Here is a 20,052-nt window from a genome sequence, read left to right as displayed (position 1 = left end):
TACCGGAGTAGTTGTCGCGGGCGCCTTAGCGCTCTGTTTCTTGGCTGCTGGTTGGTCGAGTTCACCGCTAGTAGGCATAGCTGTAGAAAACAGGTCAGGCTGACTGGGATCATTCGACTTTTTATTCACCTTATTATCAAAGCAAAAAACTTAGCTCTAGTCAGATTTGGCTCGCGGATATGAGAACATAAGAGGTATGAGTCACCGTGAGGAAACATTGCCTGGAATGCGGATTTGGGATATTTTACCCACCGCTTTTGGGGCGCTTAACTGGCAGGAGGAAACCGAGTTTTCTCCCATACTTCGCCAACTAATGGGGGAAGATAAACGTCGGTTATGCCTGGTGGCGATAGACGGTATGGGGCAGCAGCTGCTTTCGGCTAGGCGGGGGCATATTCCTTTCATGCGCCCTTACCTTACGCAAGCGGAAGACGCCTGGGGGCAGCCAGTGAGAACCTGTGTGCCTTCCACCACGGTGGCGGCGCTGTCGAGTCTGCACACCGGACTTTCTCCTGCCCAAACCGGGATGCTGGGATATCAGTGTTGGGATCCGCTCGCTAGGCGCGTCCTCAATCTAATTACTTTCGAGGGCTTTAGGCAGTCTGCGCGTTCTTGGTGTGACCAGTCTACTTATTTTACTCGCGCCCGCCAGGCGGGATTGGACACGCTGGCGCTAGTTCCCCCTGATTTTGTGGGCTCGACACTTAGTGACATCACCTTGCGGGACGCGAATCTCAAGGTGTCAACTGAACTTTCCCAGCGTTGTTCCCACGCCTTGCAAGCTTTTAAACAAGGCGCCGATTATGTTTATCTATACTGGTCACAACTAGATCACTGGGGTCATAATCGCGGATGGTCGCATCCCAGGTGGTTACAGGAACTGGAAGCGATTGACCGGGGATTATCTGAGCTGCGCGCCCAGCTGCCAAAAGATGTTGCCCTGCTGATAACCGCAGATCACGGTATGGTGAACGTCACCGCGGAAACCACCATCGATTTAGCTAGCTGCGAGTTAGCCTCGCAGATAGCGGCAGTTTCTGGGGAGCCGCGCGCCCTCCATATTCACCTCAAAGAACAGTATCTAGGAAAGGACCGCGCCGGTAATCGCACTCGGAATGCGCCTAAAGCGCTGGTGCTCGTGCAGTGGCAAAAACTGGTTGCCGGGCGTGGTCAAATAGTGGCTGATTACCGGGAAGTTTACGGAGATATTAGCAATCCGAATCGCATCGGGGACTTCACTATTTTTGCAAAAGATAACTATCAGTTCGTGGATTCCCGTTTCCATAGCCGCGGGGTTTTAGAAATGGTGGGGGTACACGGTTCTCTAACCGATGCGGAAATGGAAATCCCCTTGATTGTTGCTTAGCGGGTGGCGTACCTCTGCTTAGCTTTTAGTTCTAGCGCGGCTTGGTGCCGAAAACGATATCATCCCAGCTGGGGATAGATTTTCGACCGGAACGCCGATGCTTGCCCTTAGCTTTGGAGCGGCTATCGCTCGAGGCGAGGACAGTTTTATCGTTATCCTCAACATTTTCCATTCCCGGCAGTACCGGAGCGCTGTCCAGATGATTTTCACCCGGGGGAGGAGGTGCCGGGCGGGAAGGGGCACCCGCTTCGTTTGCCACCTCTAGCGGGGCGCGCCGGGTCAAATCCAGATTTAGTGCCTCGGTTTCAGACAGCGTGCCTACAAAAGTAGGCTCCGTAGAGTCCCACACTTGGTCAGCCTCGCGCTTTACTGGCGCAGGGCTGCTAGAAGTGTCAGGCACATCCGGGATAGTGCTGCCGGGTTTACCATGTAAAGAAACCACTTCTGCCTGCTCTTTTGGGGGATCGCCAACCGGGTTGTCGCGGCGGGCTTCCTCCTCTAAATCGGCAAGTTCCTCTAGTTCAGCTGGATCCTCTGCCAGTTGCATATCGGCAGTCGCATCCCGTTGCCCCCGGGCAGCTGCCAGCGCATCTAAAAGCGCATCCGTGCCGGTGTCCGGCTTTTCCGGGGGGAGTGGCTGCGGGGATGAAAGCGGGAAAAACTCTTCGAAACTGGATACCTTGGATGCCGGCTGAGACGATTCAGTTAACCAGATAGCTTCTTGATCGAGGGCGCTAACCGTAGAGGCTCCCGGCTCCATATTCCAACGAGCCGTAAGGTCACGGGCATCCTGGGTGAAAGTCAAAATAATTTCCCACGGGCCTTTCCCACTGCGAACCGCGTCCCAACGCAGAGAATCTGCAGAAACTCCCCGGGCTGCCAGACGATCAATAACCAGTTCCCCCAGGTGGGGAGAATCCGATTCCCCTCCCACCTGACAGGCCTGTGCTAAGTTTGCGGCGTGGCGCCGTTCCGCCAAAATCGGGGTGGCATAGCGGCGCACTTTTTCTTCCGGAACCTCGAATTTATCTGCGATTTCACCGATAGTACTGCCGGCGCGTAATAACGATTGTATTTTTCGCGGAGAAACTGTTCTTTGTGGACTTTGTGGCACTGCCTCCAGATTGGGGCGTTCTGGACGCAGGGTTTCGCGCAGCTCCTGGGTAATAGCCAAGGCGTAGCGGGTGCCTTCCTCGTCATTGAGAATCAGCTGATTACCATCTGGGTGCAATCCCAACAGCTCTAGGTCTTTCATATTCCTCCGTTCCCTTGCTTCGAGATTGCCACGTTCAGGGGCATTTTTTGCCTATTAGGCGCGGTGTGTCTGTCGTATCTAGCATTTTAGGGCTTGAAGTGTTAATATCCCCGCGTCTATTGTTTATTTAACCGAAGACCTAAGCATCGCTATAAGAAGGGACGAACCGTGGCAACAGATTATGACGCCCCCCGTAAAAATGAAGAGGAAGTCGAACAGGACTCCCTAGAAGAGCTGAAGGCTCGCCGTGAGGAGGCCAGTGGATCCTCCGAGGTTGACGAGGACGAAAACGCAGCTGCAGAAGATTTCGAACTTCCCGGGGCGGACCTATCCGGGGAGGAGCTTTCTATCCAGGTGATTCCGGCACAAGATGACGAGTTCACCTGCTCGGTTTGCTTCCTAGTGCAGCACCGTTCCCGCCTGGCGGGAGCAGTTGACGGTAAACCAGTTTGCCGCGACTGCGCCGAATAAACTGGCGTTATGAAATTTTTTCCTTCCCGCCGCAAACGCGTCCTTGAAGAGGGATCTTCTGAGGATACGTTAGATCGGAACGATTCTCCCAAGGCGGAAGAGCTGCGTACTCCTGCGGAGCCTACCCCTAAGGAACAGGAAACCTCGCCGGCCGATAGTTCCTTGGCAGCGAGCGCGGAATCTTTAGAAAACCTGGGTCCTTTCAGCGAAGGCGAATCCCCAGAAGGCAACGAGTTCTTAGATTTGGGAGCCCTTAGGATTCCGTTAATTGCCGGTTTGCAAATGTTTCCGGTACAAGATGAACATGGCAATATCTTGGCGGTAGAAATAGTGGCAGGAACAGGGCAAATGCAGCTTTCTGCTTTTGCGATGCAACGCTCAGGGGGGCTTTGGGATCAGGTGCGTGAAGAGCTGTCAGAACAGCTTAAATCTCAGGAGTATCAAATTTTTCCGCTACCAGGTCCTTTTGGAGAAGCCCTTTTGGCGCGCCCGATTCCTGGAGGAAAATCTGCCCATGAGGGCGCTTTGCCGCTACTATTGTGGGGCGTTGAGGGGCAGCGTTGGCTGCTTCGGGTAATCGTGCGCGGCTTAGCTGCTGAAGATGAAGCTACCCGGCGACCGCTTTTGGAGGTTTTGCATCGTCTCGAGGTAGTGCGCGGGGAAGAGGCGCGAGTTCCCGGTGAGCTGTTACCGATTATTCTCCCGGAGCAGGTGCGTCAGCAGTTGGAAGCAGGCGAGCAGTGAATAGTGAGGTTGCCTCCACTGGTGAGGATATGAGCGAAACCGCACAAGCCGCAACCGTAAAAGTTCCGGCAGTCTCTAAGGTTTGTGAGGTAGGTGCGCGGCAAAAAGTCTCTCTATTTGGGGTTTTACGTTCAGTAACTTTTCCCCCGCCTACTGCGGCGGGATCTTTTTCCGCTACATTGTTTGATGGTACCGGTTCGATAGAAGTTGTCTGGCTAGGGAGGAAAAGCGTTCCCGGTATTAAAGCCGGAATCCGCCTGGCGGTGCAGGGAATGGTTATTTCTCGTTCTAACGGACTATGCGTGATTAACCCGACTTTTCAGATTGAGCCGGTAATAACTGATGAACATTAATCCTTTAGAGGAGCCAGAAAGGGAATCTGCTAATCCTGATGCGTTCTTGCCTCAGGAAAACCCGCTAGCAAACTCCGGAAAAATTAGTGGTTTAGGGGCGCAACTGGGTTCGCAACATTTTTCCATTCGCGAGGCAATCGGCGGGGCTTGGGGAGCCCTAGAAGCCACCTTACCCACCATCCTGGTGGTAGTAATCTACCCGTTTACCCAATCCCTGCGTCTACCGGTGATGCTGGCGCTGGCAGCCACCTTGATTTTCGGGGCTATTCGTCTGCTTCGCCGCCAAAGTCTGCGCCAAGTGCTCGCAGGCCTAGCAGGTACCCTGATTAGCGTGTTTTGGGCTTGGCGCAGCGGGCAAGTCGAAAACTTTTTCGCCTTCGGTTTTTGGATAAACGGGGTTTACTCAGCGATATTGTTGCTAACTATCCTGGCTCGCCGCCCCGCAATCGGCTGGCTAGTAGCCGGGGCAATCGGCAAACTAGACAGCTGGCGCAAGGCAGATGCCCGCAAATTTTATGAACTTTCTCGGCTTTGTACCTGGCTATGGATAGGGCTTTTTACCCTGCGGCTAGCCGTGGAACTTCCGCTTTACTATGCGAACCTGCTGGTGCCTCTGGGGGCGGCGCGCCTAATCCTAGGGTTGCCTGCATTCGCCCTCATCGGATATTTCAACTGGGTGCTGCTGCGCGGTGAAACTAGCCGGCTGCGCGCGGCAAATAATAAATCTGCTTCCTAGCTAATCTTCTTGCGCCGGATCGGCGACTTCCTCGGGAGGAGGAGCAAATAGCGCGCTTATTTGCTCTAGATCTTCCTCAGTTTCGGAGCTAAACAGCATTAGCAGTTCGTCAAAGCCTTGCACCAGGGTATCTGGGAGGGGAGAAAGCGGGCGCGAATCACGTAGCACTGCCGCTAGCACTACTGAGGGCGGCAGGTCGAGGGCAGATAGGGGCTGCCCGGTTAGGGGAGAATCCTCCGGGACTGTCAGGGAATACATATTGGTATCTGAGGTGTGGAAACGGAACAAATGCACCGGAATCCCCACAGACACTACTTCCTCTACCAGGGAAGTCATCACTCGGGGGGTAGACACCGCCACGTCAACACCCCAGGCGTCGTCAAACAGCCACTCGTTCTTCGCGTTATTTACCCGCGCCACCGTTTTCGGTACCCCGAACTCAGTTTTCGCCAGCAGGCAAACCACCAAGTTAACTTTGTCATTGCCGGTAGCACACACCACCACGTCGGCCTGGTTAATCTCGGCTTTAGAGAGAGTCTCCAGGGAGCAGGCATCACCCAACACCCAGTCTGCCTGGGGAATCGAGGCTACTTCCATCCGCGCGGAATGGTTATCTATTAAAGTCACTTCATAGCCGTTAGTAACCAGTTCTCGAGCAATAGAGCGCCCCACAGAGCCGGCTCCGGCAATCACAACCCGCATCTAAACCTCCTGCTTTGGGGGGCGTTTAAAAGCCCGTTCGATCTGCGCTGCCCGCTGGGAGGGGACTGTACAAATCAACTCATCACCCTCTTGAATGACCAGGGATGAAAGGTTGAAATAGGGTTCGCCATCGCGCCCAATATAGGCAACCTTAATATCTAGCAGTCTCTGGGTCTTTTGCAGCGAAACCCCCACCCAACTTTCGCTAGGGATAATCCGCAGCACTTTTACTTGGTAGACGGAATCAGAGTAGGCGACTTGAGTGTCATCCGGCAGCATTTGGCGCAGCATCTCTGAGGCGGTCCAAGATACTGGGGAAGTAGTGCTGATACCCAGTTTCCGATAAATCTCGGCGCGGCGAATATCGTAAATCCGGGCTACTACCCGGTCAATCCCAAAGGTTTCCCGGGCAATGCGCGCCGCCAAGATATTAGTGTTATCTCCGTTAGAGATAGCGGCAAAAGCATAGGCTTCTTCGATATTGGCGCGCTCTAGTACTTCCCGGTCGAACCCTATGCCGCTGACTTTTTGCCCGGTAAAGTTAGCGGGCAGTTTCCGGAAAGCCTCGGGGTTAGAATCAATAATCGCCACCGAGTGTCCCTGTTCATCAAGGGTCTGGGCGACGCGGGCGCCTACTCGCCCCGAGCCTAAAACTACGAAGTGCATGCAAGTAGCGTAAACCTTTTTGCTGCTATTTTCAGCTTACTGCTAGCTCAAAAACTATCGATTTTAGTCAGATAGTGGGATGATCGGGATGTGAAAGACGTGAAAGACGGCTGGGAAAAACCGGCTCTGCCTAAACCGCGGTTGATACGGGAAGGGCTCTCAAAACGCTATGCCCTGCCAGTTTTTGCCTCCAATGCGCTGTCCTCGATTTCCTACGCTCCCGATCAAATCCTCTTGACCTTAGGACTAGGGGGAATCGTTGCCTCCGGGATTTCCCTGTGGGTAGGGGTAGCAGTTTTCGTGGTCATGGCAGTGGTAATTATTTCCTATCGTGAGGTGGTGCGAGCGTATCCACGCGGAGGCGGGGACTACGAAGTGGCGCGGCAAAACCTGGGTTCAAATGCCGCGCTGGTGACTGTGAGCGCCCTACTAGTTGATTATTCGCTTACTATCGCAGTTTCCACTTCCGTGTGTGCCAGCTACGTGGGGGCGCTATTCCCGACGCTCAACGTTCATCAGGTTTTGGTGTCTTTAACAGTGATCGCCGTATTGACCCTGCTGAACCTGTCAGGGCTACGTGAGTCAGCACAGCTCTTTGCTATTCCCGCCTATCTTTTTATGGGCGTAATCGCTCTTCTGGCGATTTTCGGTTTTGTCCAAGAGGCACTAGGTACCCTGGGTTCCGCGGACACCGCCGCTATGCAACTTTTGCCCGCAGAGCGCTATGAGGCCGGATTGACCGGTCTGGGAGGAGTATTGCTATTTTTGCGGGCATTTTCCGGAGGCTGCGTAGCCTTGAGCGGGGTAGAAGGAATCAGCAACGGGGTGCCTGCTTTCATGAAGCCCCGTCCTAAGAACGCGCGGATAACGCTTGCGCTATTTGCAGTGATTAGCGCGACTATGATGCTTTCAGTGCTACACCTGGCGAAAGTAACCGGGGTAAAAGTTCCCGCCCTTAACTATCAAATCTTGTCCGGTGATGGCCCGCTTGCGGCCTATGAGGTCCCCCCGGTGATTGCACAACTAGCGCATACGGTATTCGCGCCCTATCCGTTCATGGCTTACCTGGTCACCGCGGTAACAGCTCTTATCTTAGTGTTTGCTGCTCACAGTGCTTTTAACTGGTTTTCGCAACTAACTCAGGTACTCTCTCGTGACCGGTTATTACCCCCACAGATCTTCCGACGCTCCGATAGGCGTTCCTTATCGCCAGTGATTTGCGTTCCCGCCCTAGTAGCAGCGGTATTAATAACGGTGACGGGGGCGGAGTCTCCCCGTCTAATCCAAATGTATATCGTGGGGGTTTTCATCTCCCTAACCCTTTCTCAGCTGGGGATGCTGCGATACTGGAACACGAAACTACGTATGCATACGTTTAAAACTAATCGGAAAATATTGCGGCGGCGCTGGATGGTCAATGCGATTGGTTTTATCTGCACCGCTACCGTGCTGGGAGTGGTGACCGTTTCCCGGATTACCCAAGGTGCAGGGGTCGCCTTGGTAATGATGGCGGTAATGTTTGGGCTGCTGCGAGCAATCGGGAAATACTATAAAGGCACTGCCGCGCAAACCCTGGTGAGCGATTTTGCGACTGCACGCGCGCTGCCCTCCCGGGTGCAAAGCATAGTGCTGGTTTCCAACCTGGATAAACCTACGATGCGAGCAATCTCCTATGCGCGCGTGTGCCACCCCTCCTCGCTATCGCTCGTACACGTAGAGATTGAGTCTGATGACTTTGAGTGTCTGAAGGAAAGTTGGCTAAATAGCGGGGTAGAAGTGCCGCTGACGGTTTTAGCGTCACCTTTCCGCGACATTACCGGTCCTCTGATCCAGCACGTGCGGTCTGTGCGGCATCGCTCGCCTCGGGATTTAGTAGTAATCTATATTCCCTGCTATCTGGGGAAATATCCGTGGCAAAAGTTCTTACATAACCGCTCCGTTTACCGTATTCGTCGCCAGCTGCGGGATCTGCCAGGGGTACTGGTGGTGCTGGTGCCGTGGAACTTCTCCTATAGCCCGGGGCGTAAAGATCGCCGAGCAGGGATAGAGCCGCTGCGTCCTCCCGAAGAATATCGCAAGTCAGACCCGGTTTTCAGAGGAGGATCTAAAGATATAACCCGAGGTGCTTTTATGGGTGAAGACGACCGTCTTCCCTGGTTTGATAATGTCCATGGCGGTTGGGGGATTGACCCGCCCTCTCTGGGGGATAAAACCGAAAGTGACGAGGATATTCAGCCTGACTTTTCCTCTGATTTTTAAGTATTTAGCTTATGAGTGAAGTTTTTCTGCAGCTGCTGCGCCCCGTCCACGGCGGTTACTGCCTGGCGCACAGGGATGGTCAAACCTATATGGTGCGTTTCGGGTTGCCGGGGGAGACGGTAAAAGCCGTCCCGGTCGCTAAGAAAGGCAAAGTTATTTTTGCCGAGGTGAGCGAAGTGCTTCAGGCTTCACCTCAGCGGCAAGTGCCGGTGTGGGCTTTGGGTGGTCCGGGAGGCACGGGCGGTGCGGATCTTTGCCACGTGAAACTGCCGTACCAACGCATCTGGAAAACGCAGGTACTGGCGGATTGCCTGCGGCGCCTGGGGGGCGAGGAAGTTTACGCGCAAGCGTTGGCTGCCAGTGGGGGAGAGCTAAGCTGCCAGGGCGTAAGTAGCGGACACGCCGGCGGCGAGAACGGCTTAGGGTATCGTCTGCGCGCCGATTTTGAGGTCAGTCCTGCCGGGCGGGTGGCGATGACTAAATTCCGCGGAGAAGAACTGGTAGAGATCGATAGCTTCCCCCTGGCAGATCCGCTGATCAGTGGCTCGTCTTTATTTAGCAACCCCGACAGGTGGAGCGAGGTTTTAAAGCCGGGAGGACGCATCCGAGCTTGGGCGAGCGCTAATGGGCTGCGAGTGTGGAATGGACGCGCCCTCTTCGATGAATCGGCTCAGCCGGTTGCAGAAAAGAATGTGCGTTTAACGGTTCGCGGTTTCGGGGACTACCTGATGGCACCGAGCGGTTTCTGGCAGGCACACCGCCAGGCGGCACGGATTTTAGGCGAGCAAGTAATGGCGGCCGCTACCGGTGATGATCAGCATGGGAATGCGACGCTTGCCGCGCTGGGTGAAGAGCAAGGAAACTCTCTCAGTGGCGGGACTGGGGACGCAAACTCGACTAGCGACCGCCCGCTGACACTCGGGAACCGGCGGTGGGAAGAAATCCTGGAACTGTACTCAGGTGCGGGACTGTTTTCGCGTCCCCTGGCTAGCATTCTGAGCAGGGGAGGTCGCCTGACCACTTTGGAGGGGTCAAAGCCGGCAGTGAAAATGGCGCGCAAAAATCTTTCTAGAGTGCCCGGACGTTTGCAGATTCGTTCCGGGCGGGTCGATGCCCGGGCGCTCGCGGATTATGCCGACAAGATAAAGGCGCCGCCCCTGTTGGTAATGGATCCGCCGCGCAGCGGTGCGGGACAAAAAGTGATGGCAGCGCTGGCAAACCTAGAGCCAGATTGCATTATTTACGTGGCCTGTGACCCGGCAGCCCTTGCCCGCGACCTAAAAGTCGCCGTATCCCGCGGCTACCAAATCGCGTCCCTACAGGCATACGATCTTTTCCCCCACACGCACCACGTCGAGACTGTCGTATTGATGTCACGGGCTTAATAGGTGGGTGCATTTTTGCCCTTGTGTAGCAGTGTTTAGCGAGGGCTATCGTTAAAAGGTTTAATGCGTGGCGGTTTTAGGCTGTCTTGGCGTGGTTTTTGAGCGCAGTTTGGCTGTATGAGGGAAGATATCAACGCTCTAGGGTTGAGTGCACAGGATGTTAACGTTAAAAGGTGCACCCACTTTGCACCCAGCTGGTGAAGTGGGAAAATATAGCTCAAAAGGTAAAATGAAACATGATTATTAGTATGTGCACGAGGAGGTGCTTAAGGAATGGATAATAAGAAGTTTATCGCAGAGACGAAAGATGTTCGTTTAACGGTGAAACGTGCTGATACCTTTGGCGTGAGCTTTGTTAACTGTGAACAAGATATATTGAGGGTTGAGGAAGCGCAAAATGTTATAAGGCTTATTCAAACTAAAAAAGTCTCAGCTTCGAATTGGCTGAGGTGGTTTACTCAGGGTATGCCTGAAATTGTTGTGAGTTTGCCACATGATGTGGAAGGTTGTGAGGTTGAATCTGATTCTAATCAAGTGCTCATCACAGATATTGAGATTGGTAAGCTTTATGTAGAAGTGAACAATGGCAAGGTAGAAGTTGTTAATTTGAAAGCGGATGATGTCTTTCTTAAATGTTGTAATGGGTCGGCTTCAGCAACAAACGTAGAAGTAACTCATGTTTGTACACTTGATACGTTAAATGGCATGAGTATTTTAGAAGGAACAATCACCAAGGATGCAAGCCTTGAAGTAGATTGTGAGAATGGTGTCACCGAGGTTTCAGATAAGAAGAAGGTAAACTGTAAAAACGATGGATTTGCGCATTACATGGTGCACTGCCTTAATGGGAAAGCTATTGCGAAGTAGCAGACATATAGATCAAAAAAGAAGCAATAAAACTTGATATAAGTTGGAATTAGAGCGTATGTAGACATACCAATCAAGGAGGAAGCCGTATATGCTCTATGTAAAATTTGATGATTTCGAAGATGTTAGCGTCATGGGAAATGAGAAAGACCATGGAATGTTTATTCCAATTAAGGATGGAAATGTGTATGCTGAGTGCGAACGGTGCGGTGTAGTTGAAAAGATCACCTCACCATGCGAATTCATTGCTAGCACATTTAGGTCAAGAGTGAACTTCAATGAAGGTTATGAACTTTGCGAGAAGTGCTTGCAAGAGGTTGAGTTTGTTACTGTCGCTTTGAGAACTGGAAAATTACCTAATCGAGAATTGAAATAACTTAAAAAGCAAAGCAGTGATAACCGTAGTAATACAGGAAAAACTAAACGGTTAGACAAATTTCTGAAAATAGCCTAACAATCTCACGTGGAGACGTTATCTCTTCTTTCCAAACTTAATGTCGACAAACATATAGATGTTGAAATTCCGCTGAATGAGCTTGATTTGACAAGTGCTGAAAGTAAGGCTACCTATAAGCAAATTCAAAACTATGTTTTGGAAAAGTTTGGGTTTAAGGTATCTACACTTTATATTGCACAAGTGAAGAGAAAATACGGTTTAGACATTAGGGAACACTACAATATATCAAACAACGAGAGTCGGAAAATCCCACAGTGCCCAATTGAAAAGGAAGAGGCTATTTTTGATGCGTTGAAGTATTTTCATATGATTAAATAAATTTTGGCGACAAATTTCCATATAAATAAACTGAGGTTAGAAAATGAATAGAAAAGCAATTGCTGAAAATGTAAAACGTAGATTATGGGCAGAATCTATGGGAAGATGTATGAATCCAGATTGTCGAGCAGAATTATTTATAAAGAATAGTGATATCATGGAAAAAGCACATATCGGTGCATATTGTGAAACAGAAGATAATTCATATGAAAATTTGATAGTCTTATGCCCTAATTGTCATAAGAAATTTGATAAAACTGGTTTTATAGATGAAAACATGGTTAAGCAATGGAAAGAGATTAGAAGAAATGAATTAGAAAAATTTTTTTCTGTAGAACTGAGCTCTTTTGATCAACTTAAAGAAAAAGTTGTTCCTTTTTTGAGTGAGAACTATAGCATATATAAAAGTTACTACCTGAGTGGTAATAAGTCTTTATGGGATAAATTTGAGCCTCAAATATTATCAAATAATGAAAAGCTAAAATTATTATTTGAAAATAATCGTACTTTATTTCAGCAGCATTCGTATAAGAACTATTCAAATTTAGAATTGATTCAAAAGTTTATAACTCATGTTGATGAATTTAAAATTACCAGAGATGATGGGGAAAAGATGAGAGAGGTGCTTTTTCCACAGGAAATTAACTCTATTTTCGGAATCATGCCAGTAAGCGATTATATTCTTCCATCCACAGAGTCGATGGAAGAACTGATAAAAGTATTGAGAAAAGAAAATTTGATAGACGAAGTTATGCTAGGGATAGAAAGACCATATATATTACTGAAAAATAAAGAAAAAATATTTATGGACGATACTCCTAGAGTAAGGCAGCTATATTATGATAACAGTTGTTTTAGAAAAACGGGTGTTAGATTAGAAAGTTTAAATTTTGCTTTGAAATATTTAAGATCTCGAAATATAAATTTTACATATGTTAACCAAGATTCATTAAGAGAAATTAAAGTGAATGACATTAACATAGTTTTTGTTTATGAATATTGCTTAAGTAGGACATTTTTATCTAGCATGTCACCAAAACCTAATTATGTAATTGTAAATTTACATAATTGGAATGGGTCATGCTGTATATCAAGAGAAGCATTAAACTTAGCTGATAATTTTGAAGTTAAATTACTTACAATGGATGAGTTTTATGGATATATCAATGAAATTAAGTAAAATAGAAGCAATTAATTTAATTAAAAAAAATATAGATTTGTTTTGCTTTTTTGACAAGTCTTATATTTTTGGTTCCATATTGAAACCAGATAAATATTCAGAAGATATTGATGTTTTGTTATTATATTCAACCTTCTCTTATGATATTCAAAAAAGTGTAAATGAAATTATAGAATTCATAGAGCAAAAAACGTTTTATCCTGCAGATATAACTGCTCTAAGTTTTGAAGAAGAAAAAGAGATGGGATTTATAGATAAGTTGGATAAGAAATATATCTGTATAAAGTGATTATAAAATGGGTAATAGTATCCGACAATGACAAGGTGATAAAGATAGCGTTGAAATATTTTCATATGATTAAAAAAGTTGAAGAATAATATTAGAGAGATTATCGCAGGCAATAACTTAAACGTGCTTGAAACGGTTGATAAAAGAATTGCAGATAAACAAGCGATACTACTAACCTTGCTTAAAGCTAAAAAAGACTACACGAAAATAGCTGATGAGATTGATGAACTGAAAGGTAAGAAACAGCAGCTTCTTATAGAAAAAGCAGGTCAAGAAGATGCTAAAAGACGAATCAGAGAAATGGAAGATTTTCTGTAAAGTGAGTGTCACGATATTAGTGAATATGACGAGAAGCTGGTAAGGCCGTACATCAAGAAAATAAAAGTTTACGAGGACAGGTTCAGCGTAACTTTTAAATCAGAGATTAGTGTGAATGTTGAAAGGGCATCGTAAAAGCCAAAAGAATGTGAGCGTTTGAAATGTTACAAAAGTCAGCCTAGGGGGAATCCTCTCTAGGCTATTTTTATGCTCAAGAATCAAGCTATTAAGCCAATCTTAAACCTTTTAACGATAGCTTTTTCTATCGTTAAAAAGTGCACCCAATATCCATAGTGTGCACTCAAAAAAGTGTAGCTATACTACCCGTTCTCTCAATCCATGTGGAGTGCGTAGTCTTGATGTCAAGGGAGGGGTGAAATAAGCTATAAAGCACGGTGATACTCCGGTTTTCCGGCAATCGGGCTGATTTATCATTGGGCAGATAAAACGCTCTGTGGAAAATTATTCAAAGGCAAATCGGATCAAAAAGTGTGAGAGTTGAGTTGCCCTGATAGATGTCGCTGTGTTGAGTTGCCGAGTTAGATGTCGTGGAGTTTTGGCTGTGAGATAGATGTTAAGACCGGTAAGGCTTGATTTATTCGCAAAATTTTCTTTTCCTATTCTAGAACGGTAACAGGAGGAACTTCGAATATGGAGCATGTTGTAGTTGGGATATGTATTGTGGCAGTGGTTACCATTGCTGCTTTACTAATTTATAGGAAAAAGAAAACAAATATTCCCGAAGGTGAGAATAGCTCTGATTCGGATAATGGGGCGATGGCAGCAAAGGAAACCAGTGAATTATCTCAGCCAGATCAAAAGCTCGATGAACTTGTCATTCAGATGGAAATGCTCCCGGCAGAAGCAATATCCGATGAGAGTAAGCTGGTGGAGATAACTGATAGTAAAGTTCTGGCGCGTGTGAATAATCTTGTTCCCGGATTGGCACAGGCTGGTATAGCAGGTTCAAATGCATTCCAAACCGCAAAAGCGGGAAGCGAGGTTTTGTATCGCGCTATAATCCCGGCTGGTGCTAAACTTACCAATTCTAAGGCTATGGAAGGAGCGGTTCGAGGACTCTATTTTGGTGCTAATGGAATCAAGGGTCATGCAAACCTTGTAGCGGTTCAAGCTCAAAATGGAACGGCTGTAGTAGCAAATACTGCGGCGGCAGCTATGGGAGTGGCATCAATGGTCGTCGGGCAGTATTACATGACACAGATAAATGCAGAGCTTGGAGAAATCAGTGATGGAATTTCAAAAATATCTGATTTTCAAGATAACGAATTCCGAAGTCGGATTTTTTCACTCGTTGCTCATGTTAAGAAAATTGCTGACTTTCAGGTAGAGATCCTTGAGAATGATGAATTGAGACTGTCAAAGATTGCGCAGCTCGATAATCTGGAAGAAGAATGTACTCAGTTACTTGGTCAGGTTAATTTGACTTTGGCGGGCTTTGCAAAGAAAAATGATCTGGATTATGCATCTTATGAAAAGGAATTAAAAGAAGCGCAAAGCTGCTATACATACCAAAAAGCATTACTTGATGTGCTGTATAAGATTTCCGACTTGAGGTATACGCTTCATATGGGAGCTGTCTCAAGAGAGCAGTGCGCAGCGCTTTTGCCGACATACACAAAGCAGGTGGAAGATACTCAAGCATTATTGACTGGGTGGCATCAGACATCCGTAAATCGCTTAGGCATTGATACAGACGAGATTAAGCGTAAAAGAGTTGGATTCGATGGCGTCATTCATTTTATTCCCGGATTATTTAATGATGACCTTAATTTTAGGGCGATTAACGAAAAAACAGTAGATATGATAACGGTTCAAGCTTCAGTCAAATCCATTAAACATCCGCAGGACACCTCTGACCTGTATGCCGAGGATGTGCAACTGATTTCTAAAGACGGAAAAATATACTACTTACCAATGGATAAGGCAGAATGAATGTGAAAAAAGGGGGACGATAAGGTGACAGGTGCGTTGTAACAAAAAAGTATGACAAGGAACTCGTCCCCTTTACATGAATGGTGCCACCGGCACGCAGAATGCCATTCACGCCGGCTATGATAATTTGTTGTTTAGTGAGAGAGATATTTTAGCGCTTAATGAAATGATGACGATTGCGGATATGAGTTTGCCAGACAATATAAAACCGCTTTTCAGTGCCTTTGACTTTTACATCCAATCGACATTTCCTTTGCCAACTTCCACCCCGCAACGAGCGTTAAGACTAAGTTCTTGATGTAGGGTTATCATCAGGGCGGTCTTGATACAAGTCGAGACTATAGTATTGATGTCAAAGCCGGATTAGCAGCTGTTGTTGCGCGCTTGGATCCTTGCGCTTGTCGATTCTGATATGCGCTTGGCAACAAACGTATGTTTCTGTTGCCTTATCCCGTACGTTCGTTGTTGGGGATTGGCATGAATGAGAGCAGAGCAATGAGGTGGATATCGGTCATCGGTGCGTTGTGTTGTATGGCTCGTGCACCTTGGATTTTGTACGTTCTCTGTTAGTTTTATATAAAATTCTTTTGAAACAGCTATTTTCACATAATTATGTGCGCGTGTGCTAAGAAAATGCCATGTTACGATTCGTAACGCTTTTGTTCTCGTTCGTTCCTTTTCTATTCATATGTTGCTCGTTAGCCTGTAATTACGCAGTGCGATTATTAATTGCATTACGAGCAAAACAAATAATCGTTAAGAACGAAAACTCATAGCCAATGAAAGGAGTTATACAATGTTGTTAGGAGAAAAAATCAGAAATGCGCGCGTGGAAGCGGGTTTAACTCAGAAAGAACTTGCTGAAATGATTATGGTTTCGCGTGCTGCGGTAGCGAAGTGGGAAGGTGGGCGCGGTCTGCCAGATGTTGCAAATTTGAAGGTGATTGCGGATGCGCTGGGTGTTACTGTCGACTATTTGTTGGATAAAGACAATGCTATTGATTTGTCAATTATTAAGAAGCCTATTGATTTAGCGAAGTATGGTCTTAATGCAAAATTGGGTGTGTGTAAGAAAATCAAGATGAAGGAACAAATTATTCGCGATGAATATGCAGACGCTGAAATTATTATGCTCACGGTGACGAAGTTTATTCCAAATTCGTCTGAAAAGTTTATGGATAATTTTATCGGGTGGATTACTACTTTGTTTGGTGGTATTCCTTTCTTTGATACGTTTGCATTCGGTAAAGCGGTAGAGAGTATTGGCAGTGAACAGTATTACTTGGTGAATAAAAAAGAAAAGCAATTTTTTGTGCTGATAACGGATGAGCATATTATTAGCAGAATGATGCGAGTAAAGTTCACTGATAAGAAGATGCGTGTTGGGGATAAGGAATTTACGCAAGTTGGTAAGTTGCGTGATAAGTAAGAATCGGTAGTTGGTTGGGAATTGGTCAGAAGAATGTGGTTTTCAGTTTTGATTTCCGTATTCTCCTGATTTTTATTTTCCGGGTTTTGTACATGCTTTTACCTGAGTCATGCAACTTTAGTGACCCAGTACGTTTCAGGGTTAGGGGATACATGTGCTTTTAATCGAAATAGTCATTTTATGCGCGGCATTTTTTGGGGTCTGCTACCTAGGGACTGGCACGGATCAGAAAAATTTAAAAAACTATAGTTCCTATCCGAATAAAGTTCAAAACCGCATCCAAGAGATTGCCGAGTACCGCGGAAAGTTTAAGGAAACAGGAAAAGTCAGTGTCTGGGCAGCACACTTTTTCGTATTTACTGTCTTATTTTTATTTTTCGGAATTCCTATTCGCCAGGAAAACTTCTCTCATAACTTTATATATTTGCTGATTTTGGGACAGACCTTAAATGTCTTTGACCTGCTCATCATTGATCTGCTGTGGTGGCGAAATAGCAAGCGGATAAGATTATCGAAAATACCGCAAAAAGAGCTTTATAAAGATCCGAAAAAGCATATCGAGGCATTTATAAGAGCGCTGTTGCTCTACTTTTTCGTGGCGCTAGTTGACGGATATCTACTAACTTTATTTTGACGAATAACTGCCAGAGTTGTTTTCTCTGGATGGGGAGTGAAAGTTGCTGACGTCCTTACAATCGCAGGTGTCGAGGGAGTCTTCGCTAGTTCTGAAAGGTGTCATCCATTTATCAAATCTGTGAGCTGGGTGCAGTGGGAGAGACGTTTTGGCAAAATACGAAAAATGGTGAGAAGGCGCATACTCACCTAAGTTGATAACCGTTCTCATTACTGTTAAGTTTTTTGAACGAAATAAATTTTTCGCTGAGAAAACTAAAACGGTTAGGAAAATGGTGCATAAAAATAGCTTCAAAACCCTTCTGGCTTCGCTGATTGCCGCCCTCTTGGTATTTTCTGCAGCAGGCTGCAGTGCGCACGCGCAGGGAGGGGCAACCACGGAAAACACTGGAGAAAAAGATAAACCTCTGGTCTATGCCACTTTCTTTCCGGTAGCCGATCTGACCAGCCGGATCGTCGGCGACAAGATGGAAGTCAAAACGGTTATTAAAGGCACGCAAGAGCCCCACGACTTTGAACTGCAAACCAGCGATCGCGCTGAACTCTCAAAAGCCGATCTGATTGTTTACAACGGTGCCGGAATGGAAGGCTTTATTGGAGACCTCCGCGAGAGCCTTGGGAGTGAAGAAAAATTCCTCGATCTATCGCAAGGGCTAACCCTACTAAGAAATAAAGATGCGGCCCGCACCGATAGCACTGCGGTTAACCCCCACACTTGGCTCAGCGTTAAAAATGCTCAGGCCGAGCTGAAAACAATTTGCGAAAAGGTTAGCGCCCTAGATCCTGAAAATGCTAGCTATTACCAGGAAAATCTGAAAAAAGCCCAAGAAAAATTCCAGGTGTTAGACAAAAAATTTGCTCGGGAAATCGCTAAAGTTCCCGCTGAAAAACGCTACTTTGTTGCCTCCCATGCAGCTTTCAACTATCTGGCAGACGACTACGGTCTCAAACAGGTAGCAGTCACCGGGATTTCACCCGAGGACGAACCCTCGGCTAACCAATTGGCTACCATTGCTGATTTCGTGAAGAAACATCAGATCAGCACGATCTTTTTTGAAGGGAAAGCCACTCCGAAAGTCGCAGAAACCCTAGCACGCACTACCGGAGCAAAAACCGGCACTCTTTACACCATGGAGCATCTAACTAAGGAGGAAGAGGCACTCGGATATCTGGGGCTAATGGAGAAAAACTTAACTAACTTGATGGAATCGTTCGGTGAATAAGATCCTGGAAATAAATAAAGTCGCTTTTGCGTACGGGGATATCCCGGTGCTGCAGTCAGTGGATTTATCCCTCACTGCCGGACAGTTTGTGGCGGTGAGCGGCGATAACGGGGCAGGAAAATCCACCCTGATGAACCTGATTTTGGGAAATTTGCATCCCTCGCAAGGTCAAATTCGCCTTTTTGGTGATCTGAGTAGTGTAGATAACCATTATCGCGACCTCGCCTATCTTTCCCAAAACGCGGTCAGTGGCTACCGCAATTTTCCGACCACCGTGGCGGAGTTAGTGCGGGTCTATCTGGCGCAACTGAAAAGAAAAAGCGATCCTACCGCCCCGCTGGACACCGTGGGGTTAAGCGGGGTGCGCACCCATCGTCTGCGCGAGTTATCTGGGGGGCAACTGCAGAGAGTAGGAGTCTTACTGGCACTCCTGAAACAGGCGCGTCTGATTCTCTTGGATGAACCTACCGGCGGTATAGATCAAAAGTTTTCGCTTGATCTCTACCGCCTCCTGCGGGAGCAATGTGACCAGGGGAAAACGGTTTTGATGGTTACCCATCAATTGGCGGAAGTTGCTCCTTTCATAGATGCTGCTTATCGCTTGTCTGCAGGGAAAATGACTTCCCTTGAGCTGGAAAAACTTGAGGTTAGCCGATGAGCCTGTTTGCTTATGACTTCATGCAACGCGCCTTCCTGGTAGGAACGGTACTGGCGGTAATCTTGCCGCTAATTGGCTTGCCGATTGTACTCAAACGCCTATCGATGATGGGGGATACGCTCTCACACTCTTCGCTGGCGGGAGTAGCCGCCGGGCTGGCTTTCGGTTTTAACCCCTTAGTGGGATCGGTTATTGCCTGCGTAATCGCAGCTCTATTTGTAGAAGCAGTACGAGTACGTTTGCGTGCCTACCAAGAGATTTCTACGGTTATTGTGTTAGCAGCTTCGATTGGGCTCGCCGGAATTTTTACCAGTTTTTCCGGTGGATCTAGCGCCATCACCACCTATCTGTTTGGTTCTATCGTTACCCTAAGTGACCTGGAGTTGTATCTGGTGCTAGGGGTGGGGGTAGCCGTGGCAGTGGTCTACAGCGTCCTGTATCGCCGCCTCTTTTTAACCATATTCGATTCTCCGACCGCGCGGCTATTAGGGATAAATATTCGCGTCCTCAATTTTGTGTTCGCGCTGTTGGTGGCACTAGCAGTGTCGGTAGCGGCAAAAACTATCGGATCCCTGATAGTCTCCTCGATTCTGGTAATCCCCGCGATTGGGGCTATGCAGTTCGCGCGAACCTATCGCGGCACCTTGCTGCTGTCAGTGATCATCTCATTGTTCTGTGTGTATGCGGGGCTAGTGCTCTCGTTTTATCAAAACCTGCGCCCCGGCGCGGTAATCGTCCTCATATCGGTATTTGGGCTGCTAGCAGCCTTAGTCTTTAGAAAAAAGTAAGG

At 47.6% G+C, this 20,052-nt stretch carries 22 protein-coding genes; 19 read left to right on the top strand and 3 right to left on the bottom strand.

Features of this window, described 5'->3' with window-relative positions:
* Positions 1–196 precede the first annotated feature (196 nt).
* Entirely contained in the window at positions 197–1,366 is a 1,170-nt protein-coding gene (locus BQ5456_RS02125) for an alkaline phosphatase family protein (protein WP_083378301.1), read from the top strand.
* Between the two features lie 31 nt (positions 1,367–1,397).
* On the opposite strand, the gene sepH is transcribed toward BQ5456_RS02125, so the two are convergent.
* The gene (gene sepH / locus BQ5456_RS02120; RefSeq protein WP_071128543.1) at positions 1,398–2,621 is read right to left on the bottom strand and encodes a septation protein SepH; all 1,224 of its coding nucleotides are present in this window, start codon (positions 2,619–2,621) and stop codon (positions 1,398–1,400) included.
* Positions 2,622–2,789: 168 nt separating this feature from the next.
* On the opposite strand from sepH, the gene BQ5456_RS02115 reads away from it, so the two are divergent.
* The 4 genes from BQ5456_RS02115 to BQ5456_RS02100 are packed head-to-tail and all read left to right on the top strand — an operon-like array spanning position 2,790 to position 4,925.
* Positions 2,790–3,092, top strand: coding sequence for a DUF4193 domain-containing protein (locus BQ5456_RS02115; protein ID WP_071128542.1), 303 nt, complete (start codon positions 2,790–2,792; stop codon positions 3,090–3,092).
* 9 nt (positions 3,093–3,101) lie between these two features.
* A complete protein-coding gene (locus tag BQ5456_RS02110; RefSeq protein ID WP_071128541.1) occupies positions 3,102–3,836 on the top strand; it encodes a DUF3710 domain-containing protein in 735 nt (244 codons plus the stop codon).
* Positions 3,833–4,189, top strand: a complete 357-nt coding sequence (locus BQ5456_RS02105) for a single stranded DNA-binding domain-containing protein (protein WP_071128540.1) — start codon at positions 3,833–3,835, stop codon at positions 4,187–4,189. The genes BQ5456_RS02110 and BQ5456_RS02105 overlap by 4 nt, the downstream gene beginning before the upstream one ends.
* On the top strand, positions 4,179–4,925 hold the full coding sequence (locus BQ5456_RS02100) for a DUF3159 domain-containing protein (protein ID WP_071128539.1): 747 nt from the start codon (positions 4,179–4,181) through the stop codon (positions 4,923–4,925). Before BQ5456_RS02105 ends, BQ5456_RS02100 begins: the two co-directional genes overlap by 11 nt.
* On the opposite strand, the gene BQ5456_RS02095 is transcribed toward BQ5456_RS02100, so the two are convergent.
* Positions 4,926–5,627 (bottom strand): potassium channel family protein, encoded by a 702-nt coding sequence (locus tag BQ5456_RS02095; protein WP_071128538.1) that lies wholly within the window; start codon positions 5,625–5,627, stop codon positions 4,926–4,928.
* On the bottom strand, positions 5,628–6,293 hold the full coding sequence (locus tag BQ5456_RS02090; protein WP_071128537.1) for a potassium channel family protein: 666 nt from the start codon (positions 6,291–6,293) through the stop codon (positions 5,628–5,630).
* Between the two features lie 90 nt (positions 6,294–6,383).
* Here BQ5456_RS02090 and BQ5456_RS02085 point away from each other — a divergent pair, with 90 nt between their 5' ends.
* From BQ5456_RS02085 to BQ5456_RS02015, 14 genes are all read left to right on the top strand, one after another.
* Positions 6,384–8,552: an APC family permease gene (locus BQ5456_RS02085; protein WP_071128536.1), complete on the top strand. Its 2,169-nt coding sequence runs from the start codon at positions 6,384–6,386 to the stop codon at positions 8,550–8,552.
* Positions 8,553–8,563: 11 nt separating this feature from the next.
* The gene (locus BQ5456_RS02080; RefSeq protein WP_071128535.1) at positions 8,564–9,937 is read left to right on the top strand and encodes a class I SAM-dependent RNA methyltransferase; all 1,374 of its coding nucleotides are present in this window, start codon (positions 8,564–8,566) and stop codon (positions 9,935–9,937) included.
* Positions 9,938–10,210: 273 nt separating this feature from the next.
* Positions 10,211–10,804, top strand: a complete 594-nt coding sequence (locus tag BQ5456_RS02075; RefSeq protein ID WP_071128534.1) for a DUF4097 family beta strand repeat-containing protein — start codon at positions 10,211–10,213, stop codon at positions 10,802–10,804.
* 91 nt (positions 10,805–10,895) lie between these two features.
* Positions 10,896–11,180 (top strand): hypothetical protein, encoded by a 285-nt coding sequence (locus BQ5456_RS02070; protein WP_071128533.1) that lies wholly within the window; start codon positions 10,896–10,898, stop codon positions 11,178–11,180.
* Positions 11,181–11,267: 87 nt separating this feature from the next.
* Complete coding sequence (locus BQ5456_RS02065) at positions 11,268–11,579, top strand: hypothetical protein (RefSeq protein ID WP_071128532.1); 312 nt, start codon at positions 11,268–11,270, stop codon at positions 11,577–11,579.
* A 43-nt stretch (positions 11,580–11,622) separates the two neighbouring features.
* Positions 11,623–12,759 carry an HNH endonuclease signature motif containing protein gene (locus tag BQ5456_RS02060; protein WP_083378300.1) on the top strand — a complete coding sequence of 379 codons (1,137 nt, stop codon included), beginning with the start codon at positions 11,623–11,625 and terminating at the stop codon, positions 12,757–12,759.
* On the top strand, positions 12,746–13,048 hold the full coding sequence (locus tag BQ5456_RS02055) for a hypothetical protein (protein ID WP_083378299.1): 303 nt from the start codon (positions 12,746–12,748) through the stop codon (positions 13,046–13,048). The genes BQ5456_RS02060 and BQ5456_RS02055 overlap by 14 nt, the downstream gene beginning before the upstream one ends.
* A 123-nt stretch (positions 13,049–13,171) precedes the next feature.
* Complete coding sequence (locus BQ5456_RS02050; RefSeq protein WP_071128529.1) at positions 13,172–13,366, top strand: hypothetical protein; 195 nt, start codon at positions 13,172–13,174, stop codon at positions 13,364–13,366.
* A gap of 651 nt (positions 13,367–14,017) precedes the next feature.
* Positions 14,018–15,319: a hypothetical protein gene (locus tag BQ5456_RS02045; RefSeq protein WP_071128528.1), complete on the top strand. Its 1,302-nt coding sequence runs from the start codon at positions 14,018–14,020 to the stop codon at positions 15,317–15,319.
* A gap of 796 nt (positions 15,320–16,115) precedes the next feature.
* The gene (locus BQ5456_RS02035) at positions 16,116–16,748 is read left to right on the top strand and encodes a helix-turn-helix domain-containing protein (protein WP_071128526.1); all 633 of its coding nucleotides are present in this window, start codon (positions 16,116–16,118) and stop codon (positions 16,746–16,748) included.
* A 154-nt stretch (positions 16,749–16,902) separates the two neighbouring features.
* Positions 16,903–17,382, top strand: coding sequence for an ABC transporter permease (locus tag BQ5456_RS02030; RefSeq protein ID WP_071128525.1), 480 nt, complete (start codon positions 16,903–16,905; stop codon positions 17,380–17,382).
* Positions 17,383–17,653: 271 nt separating this feature from the next.
* The gene (locus tag BQ5456_RS02025; RefSeq protein WP_083378493.1) at positions 17,654–18,604 is read left to right on the top strand and encodes a metal ABC transporter solute-binding protein, Zn/Mn family; all 951 of its coding nucleotides are present in this window, start codon (positions 17,654–17,656) and stop codon (positions 18,602–18,604) included.
* Positions 18,597–19,262 carry a metal ABC transporter ATP-binding protein gene (locus tag BQ5456_RS02020; protein ID WP_071128524.1) on the top strand — a complete coding sequence of 222 codons (666 nt, stop codon included), beginning with the start codon at positions 18,597–18,599 and terminating at the stop codon, positions 19,260–19,262. Before BQ5456_RS02025 ends, BQ5456_RS02020 begins: the two co-directional genes overlap by 8 nt.
* On the top strand, positions 19,259–20,050 hold the full coding sequence (locus tag BQ5456_RS02015) for a metal ABC transporter permease (RefSeq protein WP_071128523.1): 792 nt from the start codon (positions 19,259–19,261) through the stop codon (positions 20,048–20,050). Before BQ5456_RS02020 ends, BQ5456_RS02015 begins: the two co-directional genes overlap by 4 nt.
* The last annotated feature ends 2 nt before the right edge of the window (positions 20,051–20,052 follow it).

Origin of the sequence: Varibaculum massiliense (assembly GCF_900106855.1) — a bacterium.
GTDB classification, from domain to species: domain Bacteria; phylum Actinomycetota; class Actinomycetes; order Actinomycetales; family Actinomycetaceae; genus Varibaculum; species Varibaculum massiliense.
Note: the sequence above shows the minus strand (reverse complement) of the source record. Positions and strands in the feature narration are given on the sequence as shown.